The following is a 6,845-nucleotide window of genomic DNA, read 5'->3' as shown; positions in this document are numbered from 1 at the left end:
TCGAGTGTCGGGGGGGGGGGGGCGGGGCGGATTCCGCGCGGGGCGTCCCGCCCGCCCGGGGCGTGCGCGCCTTCTGGGACCCGGACGGGGCGGGGCCGCCCGACGTGTCCGCGGGTGAGGTGGGCGAGGCCGAGCTGGCCACCGCCGACGGGGTGCGCACGGTCAAGGTGCTGCGCCTGCCGGTCGCCGACGCGCTGCCCGTACTGGCCCTGGCCAGACGGCTTTACGGGGACGGGAGCACCGGCGCAGCCGTCCGTCCGGCGGCCGCCTACTGGGGGGCCGCCGCCGCGCTCGCGCTGCAACTCGCCACCCGCGGGCTCGTGCTGCCCGGTGTCTCCGCGGCCGGCTACGACGCGTGGCGGGTCGGCCCGCTCGACTCCGACGATGTCCTGCGGCTGCGCGAACTGGCTGCCGCCGCACCGCCCGAGGCGCTGGCGGCGCCCGTGCCGGGCACCGACCTGCTGCCCGAAGCGGCGCCCCTGCTGCGTGCCTTCACGGACGCGGTCGCCGACACCCTGCCGCGTACGGAGGCGGCCGAGGCGTCGACCGGGCGGGCCGCGTTCGCCGCCGTCGAGCCCCAGCATGTACCGGGGCTGCGGGCCTGGGCCGAGGAGGTCTCGGTCGGCCTCGACTCCGGTGTACGGGTCTCGCTGCGTGTCGACCTGTCGGCCCCCGGCGCGGACGCGGCCGGCGGGGGAGCGCCGGCCCTGCGCATTGTCCCGCGCGTCCACAGCCTCGCCGACCCGACCCTGTCCATGGACGCCGGCGAGCTCTTCGACGGCGCCCCGAACGCACTGGGCCCGCGGGCACAGGCCGACACCGTGCTCGCCGTGCGCCGCGCCGCCGGGGTGTGGGAGCCGCTGGAACAACTGCTGCCCGTCCCCCGTGAACTCGCTCTCGGCGACCGGGAGGCCGTCCAGTTACTCGATGAGGCCGGATCCAGGCTGCGCGCCCACGGCATCGACGTGCGCTGGCCCGAGGAGGTCGGGCGTACCCTGACCGACCGCGCCGTCGTCGGCGCGGACCTCGTACCGCCCGCCGACCTGCGTTCCTTCATGGGCAGCGACGGCACGGTCGGCCTGCGCCGCGAGCTGCTCCTCGACGGCGAGCTCCTCACCGACGAGGAGATGGCCGCCGTCGCCGGTGCGCCGTCCCCGCTCGTCCGGCTCCGCGGCCGCTGGACGCTGATCGGCGCCGGGATCGCCCGCAAGGCCCGCGAGCGCGACCTCGGGCCGCTCACCGCGATCGAAGCCCTGGCTGTCGCTCTGTCCGGGTACGTCGAGATCGGCGGCGAACAGGTGCCGGTCGCGCCCAGCGAGTGGCTGCTCGCCCTGCGCGCCCGGCTCGCCGACCCCGACGGCGGCGACGAGCCGCTGGAGCAGCCCGCCGCACTCACCGCCACCCTGCGCGACTACCAGCTGCGCGGCGTGCGTTGGCTGGACCGCATGACCTCGCTCGGCCTCGGCGGCTGTCTCGCCGACGACATGGGCCTGGGCAAGACGGTCCAGCTCATCGCGCTGCACCTGGTACGGCAGCAGCACAAGGACAGCCGCGGCCCGACGCTGGTGGTGTGCCCGGCATCGCTGCTCGGCAACTGGGAGCGGGAAGTCGGCAGGTTCGCCCCCGGCACCCCTGTCCGCCGCTTCCACGGCACCGGACGCACTTTGGAGGGAGCCGACTCCGGCTTCGTACTCACCACGTACGGCACCATGCGTCTGGACGCCGAGCGTCTCGGCGCGCACCGTTGGAGCACGGTCGTCGCCGACGAGGCGCAGCACGTCAAGAACCCGTCGTCATCCACGGCCAAGGCGCTGCGGCTCATTCCGGCCGACGCGAAGATCGCGCTCACCGGCACCCCCGTCGAGAACAGCCTGTCCGAGCTGTGGGCCGTCCTCGACTGGACCACGCCCGGACTGCTGGGCGCCCACGGCCGGTTCCGGCGCCGCTGGATCGCCCCGATCGAGGCGGAGAGGGCCGGTCCTCCCGAGCATGCGCACACCGCGGAGCGCCTCGCCCACCTCGTACGGCCGTTCCTGCTGCGGCGGCGCAAGTCCGACCCGGGGATCGCGCCCGAGCTGCCGCCCAAGACCGAGACGGACCAGCTGGTGGCGCTCACCGCCGAACAGGCCGCGCTGTACGAGAAGCTGACGCGCGAGACGATGGCCGCGATCCGGGCCGGCGAGGGCATCGAGCGTGCCGGCCAGGTGCTGAAGCTGCTGACCGGGCTGAAGCAGGTCTGCAACCACCCCGCGCAATTCCTGAAGGAGAAGCACGAGGGCCGGGCAGCGGGCCTGCCGAAGCTGTCGGGCCGTTCGGGGAAGCTGGAGCTTCTCGACGAACTGCTCGACACGATCACGGCGGAGGACGGGGCGGTACTGGTCTTCACGCAGTACGTGGCCATGGCCAGGATCCTGGAGCGCCATCTGGCGGACCGGGGCATCCCCACCCAGCTGCTGCACGGCGGAACGCCCGTACACAAGCGGGAGGAGATGGTGCAGCGCTTCCAGGACGGTGAGGTCCCGGTCTTCCTGCTGTCGTTGAAGGCGGCAGGGACCGGTCTCAACCTGACCCGGGCGGACCATGTGGTGCACTACGACCGCTGGTGGAACCCGGCCGTCGAGGCGCAGGCCACCGACCGGGCCTACCGGATCGGCCAGACCAGGCCCGTCCAGGTCCACCGGATCATCGCGGAGGGCACGATCGAGGACCGTATCGCCACACTGCTGGAGTCCAAGAAGGAGCTGGCCGATTCGGTGCTCGGCTCCGGCGAGAAGGCGCTGACGCAGCTGAGCAACGACGACCTGGCCAACCTGGTCGAGCTGAGGAGTGCGGGATGAGCGGGCAGCTGAGCGACCACGACGGCGGAGGAGCCGCACGGGGCTTTCCCGCCTTTCCCGCACGCAAGGGCGGCCGGGCGCGCGGACAGTCCTGGTGGGGCGGCGCCTGGGCCGGCGCGATGGAGGATGCCTGGCCCGACGAGGAGGTGCTGAAGAAGGCGCGGGCCTTCGCCCGCTCGGGCCGCATCGGACCGGTCACGGTCAGTCCGGGACGGATCGCCGCGCAGGTGTACGGGGGCGAGGACGCCCCGTGCACGACCGTGCTCACACTCCGGGAGCTGGGTGAGGACGACTGGGACCTGCTGTGGGACAGGACCGCCGAACGCCCCGCCGAACTGGCGGCGCTGCTGGCGGGAGAGCTGCCGCCCGACCTGCTGGAGGCGGCGGAGGACGCAAGGCTCGGCCTGCTGCCCGGTTACGGCGATCTCGAGCCGGACTGCGACTGCGACGAGCCCGACCACCCGTGCGCGCATGCCCTGGCGCTGGGCTATCAGGTCTCCTGGCTGCTGGACAAGGACCCGTTCCTCCTGCTGCTGGTGCGCGGCAGGAACGAGGCGCAGGCACTGGAGGACCTCAAATCCACACTGCTGCTGAGGGCGATGACGGACGATGACGAGGAGGGTGATGCGGAGGCGGAGAGTGCGGGGGAGGACGCCCGGTCCGTCGCCGCTCCCGACGTCGCCGGTACGCCCGCCGCGCAGGCGTACGCCCGCGAGCCGGTCCCCCTGCCCCCGCTCCCGGCGCTGCCCGAACCGTTGCTCCGGCCCGACGGGCCCGCGACCGGACTCGACGCCGACCCGCTGGAGCAGCTGATCGCCGACGCGGCGGCGCGGGCCCGTGAACTCCTCGCGTACACCCTCGGGTTCACCGCCGAGCTCCCGCCGCCGCTGGATGAGTGGCAGGACACCGTACGTATCGCCGCCACCCACCCCGATCCGCGGGTTCCGCAGCGGCTGCGCGAGAGCTGCGGACGCCCCGAGGAGCTGGACCGTGCCGCCGCGGCCTGGCGCACGGGGGGCGCCGCCGGGCTCGACGTGCTGGAGCGGCGGTGGGACCCGCCGAAGCAGGAGGCCGCCCGCGCCCGCACGGTGTTCGCGGCGGCCTGGGAGGACGACGAAGCGCCGGAGGTGGTGGTGGACGGCAACCGCTGGACGCTGACCGGCCGGGGCATCCAGCTGCGTCAGGGCCGCGACGACCGCTGGTATCCCTACCGCGACGAGTCCGGCATCTGGTGGCCGGCGGGCGAACCTTCCGCCGAACCGGCCCTCGCGCTCGCCGAGCTCCTGGACGGCTAGGGCCTGTCCGGGCTAGGGCCTGTCCGGCGGGCCTTGCCCGGACAGGCCCCTGGTGAGGAGGGCTGAGCGCTTGAGCGTGAAGGTGAAGTCGCCGGAGAGCTTGCCGCTCAGCCGGACTGCCGAAACGAGTTTCCCCTCCGTGATCAGTCTCTCGACCTCGGCTCGCGAAAGACCGCAACCTTCAGCGATCAGTCGCACCGGCCGGACAGGGATCCGCGCCGCAAAGCGGACCGAGACGTCGATCACCTCGCGGTCCAGGTGATCCGAACCGCCGGTGTCGAGGCGCCAGGCGTTGTCCCAGTCGAGGGCGATGCGATTACGGCGCCGCACGACCGGATCCTGGAGCAGCTCAGCTGTCAGGCCAGGGTCGTTGTCATGCAGCCGGTCCAGCAGCTCAGGTCGTACGGAGCGCACATTCATCCGCTCCAGGACCGTGAGCTTTGCCGTTTCCCCGCAAGAGGTACAGAGCGCGAGGAGCCAGGCGTCGATGAGCTTGTGGTTTGCGTTGACGCGAAATTTACCGCTTGCCCGGAAGCGCTCGGACGCGCACGCGTGGCAACGGCGGAGAACGAGCGGCAGGCAGGTGGGCGTGACCACCCAGTTTTTGAGCACAGAAGTACACCGGTTCCAGTGAGAAGTCCGCAGCAAAAAGGAGCGCGGCGCACATGCGCGACGCGCAACGAATCAGCGCTCGGGAGGTCTCACAGGGTGTACAACGGCACTTCCTCGACTGGACGAACTTGGTTCGGCAGCACGGTAATGGCGCACAGCGGCGCCGTTCCACTGGATTTCGAGCGCCTCACCGCCAGGGCCTGTCCGGCGGATCTTCTGGGGGCCAGCGACGTGCCTCCAGGCCCTGGAGGCCTGGGAGGTGCCCATGCAGTTGCCTTATTGGTTTGCCGTCAGCAAGCCCGGTCGGATAGGAAGTTTGCATGCTAAGGGGCAGCAAGGTCGGGCTCAGGGCCCGGCACGAGGACGACATCCCGATCCTGCGGGCTGAGCTCTACGACGACGTGGTCAACTCCTCGCGGGCCGAAGGCCGGCCGTGGCGGCCGATCACGCCCGGCTCGAAGGACTCGCGGCTCGTGGTGGACGACAAGGAGCAAGGGCACGTCCCGTTCTCTGTAGTGGAGCTGGACGGCGGCACGCTGCTCGGCACCGCGGTGCTGTCGAACATCGACAACCACAACCGGTCCGCGCACATCGGCCTTGGACTGCTGCCGTCCTCTCGCGACAAGGGCTACGGCACCGACGTGGTCGCGGTGCTGTGCCACTACGGTTTCGTCGTGCGCGGCTTGCAGCGGCTGCAGATCGAGACGCTGTCGGACAACGCCGCGATGCTGCGCTCGGCCGAGCGCAACGGCTTCGTCCGCGAGGGCGTGCTGCGCTCCTCGGCCTGGGTGATGGGCGAGTTTCTTGACGAGGTGCTGCTCGGGCTCCTCGTCCAGGACTGGAAGCCGGACCCGAAGGGCAGGTAGCGGCGGTTGCGGCGGGAGGAGTACGCCTTGTCGCCGCCGAGATGGTCGGGCCGCGTGCGCAGGTGTCCACCACTGAGGCGGCCGACGCGGATACGTTCCATGACCGGATGAGCTGCGGAGCGTCGCCCCACTGGCCCGGAGTGGGCGGCGTCCACCCTCACCGGCGGACTCCCGGCTCCCAGGCTTATGTTTCCGCCGGCCGCGTCGGAGTCCACGACACCCGAGCGGCTCCGGCGGTCCCTTCGGCGGTCTCCTGAACGGCGGCGCCACGCCCGCCCGGCGTTTCCCCGTCCCGGTCAGGGGCATCCGCCTCACCGGGAGGTTCACCGATGAACGCACGCATGATGACGCTCCGTGGACACGCCGGAGCCCGCAGAGCGGCCAACAGTTCCGCCCTCGACGCCGCCGCGCGCTGGGGGTTCGTCGCGCGCGGGGCGATCTATCTGCTCGTCGGGGTTCTCGCCCTGCAGATCGCCTTCGGCGACAGCGGCAAGCAGGCCGACCGGGGCGGCGCGCTCGCCGAGCTGTCGGACAAGCCGATGGGATCCGTCCTGCTGTGGATCCTGGGCGCCGGGTTGGTCGGAATGGCCCTGTGGCGGCTGTCCGAAGCCCTGTTCGGCGCCGCCGGGCCCGACGGCCACAAGGCGGGCAAGCGCCTGCTCTCCGCGGGCCGCTGCGTCTTCTACGGCTTCGTCGCCTACTCCGTCCTCGCCTTCGCCGCGGGCGACCGCGGCAGCGGCAGCGGGTCGAGCGACCAGCAGTCGCAGGATGTGACCACCAGGGCGCTCGATCTGCCCGCGGGCCAGTGGATCGTGGGCATCGTCGGCGCCGGTATCGCGGTCGGGGGGATCTGGGTCGGTGCCCGCGCCGTGATGCGGAAGTACCACAAGCATCTGAAGCTCGGCCAGATGTCGCGCAGGACCAGGCAGTTCGTGGACGTGACAGGCGTCGGCGGCGGCGCGGCCCGCGGTCTTGTCTTCGCCGCGATCGGGGTGTTCGTCGTCCGTGCGGCCGTCGAGTACGAGCCGGACAAGGCCAAGGGCTTCGACGACACGCTGCGCACATTCGCCGAGACCCCGGCGGGCCCGTGGCTGCTGGCGCTGGTCGCCGTGGGGCTGGGGCTGTTCGGCGTCTTCTCCTTCGCGATGGCGCGCTGGCGCCGCGTCTGATCGCCCAGCCCCAGCCCCAGCCTCAGCTCCGAGACCGGGAAGCGGGGGGGGGGGGGGGGGGGGGGG

5 protein-coding genes and 1 pseudogene are annotated in these 6,845 nt (G+C 72.2%); 4 read left to right on the top strand and 2 right to left on the bottom strand.

Annotated elements, in window-relative coordinates; genetic code table 11:
* The first annotated feature begins 62 nt into the window (after window positions 1-62).
* Together ACWDZ6_RS33180 and ACWDZ6_RS33175 are read left to right on the top strand one after the other, a co-directional pair.
* Window positions 63-2,837, top strand: a complete 2,775-nt coding sequence (locus tag ACWDZ6_RS33180) for a DEAD/DEAH box helicase (RefSeq protein ID WP_451505800.1) — start codon at window positions 63-65, stop codon at window positions 2,835-2,837.
* Window positions 2,834-4,132, top strand: a complete 1,299-nt coding sequence (locus tag ACWDZ6_RS33175) for an SWIM zinc finger family protein (RefSeq protein ID WP_451505799.1) — start codon at window positions 2,834-2,836, stop codon at window positions 4,130-4,132. Before ACWDZ6_RS33180 ends, ACWDZ6_RS33175 begins: the two co-directional genes overlap by 4 nt.
* Before the next feature lie 12 nt (window positions 4,133-4,144).
* Here ACWDZ6_RS33175 and ACWDZ6_RS33170 read toward each other — a convergent pair whose 3' ends face one another.
* Entirely contained in the window at window positions 4,145-4,744 is a 600-nt protein-coding gene (locus ACWDZ6_RS33170) for a DUF1062 domain-containing protein (protein WP_451505798.1), read from the bottom strand.
* 320 nt (window positions 4,745-5,064) lie between these two features.
* Between ACWDZ6_RS33170 and ACWDZ6_RS33165 the strand changes: the two genes are divergently transcribed.
* A complete protein-coding gene (locus ACWDZ6_RS33165; protein ID WP_451505797.1) occupies window positions 5,065-5,610 on the top strand; it encodes a GNAT family N-acetyltransferase in 546 nt (181 codons plus the stop codon).
* Here ACWDZ6_RS33165 and ACWDZ6_RS33160 read toward each other — a convergent pair.
* Window positions 5,604-5,752: pseudogene (locus ACWDZ6_RS33160) on the bottom strand (IS5/IS1182 family transposase); the annotation flags it as partial. The gene ACWDZ6_RS33165 and the pseudogene ACWDZ6_RS33160 overlap by 7 nt on opposite strands.
* A 187-nt stretch (window positions 5,753-5,939) precedes the next feature.
* Between ACWDZ6_RS33160 and ACWDZ6_RS33155 the strand changes: the two are divergent.
* Window positions 5,940-6,779 carry a DUF1206 domain-containing protein gene (locus ACWDZ6_RS33155; RefSeq protein WP_451505796.1) on the top strand — a complete coding sequence of 280 codons (840 nt, stop codon included), beginning with the start codon at window positions 5,940-5,942 and terminating at the stop codon, window positions 6,777-6,779.
* The last annotated feature ends 66 nt before the right edge of the window (window positions 6,780-6,845 follow it).

The sequence above is a fragment of the Streptomyces sp. NPDC002926 genome (genome assembly GCF_053591755.1).
Note: the sequence above shows the minus strand (reverse complement) of the source record. Positions and strands in the feature narration are given on the sequence as shown.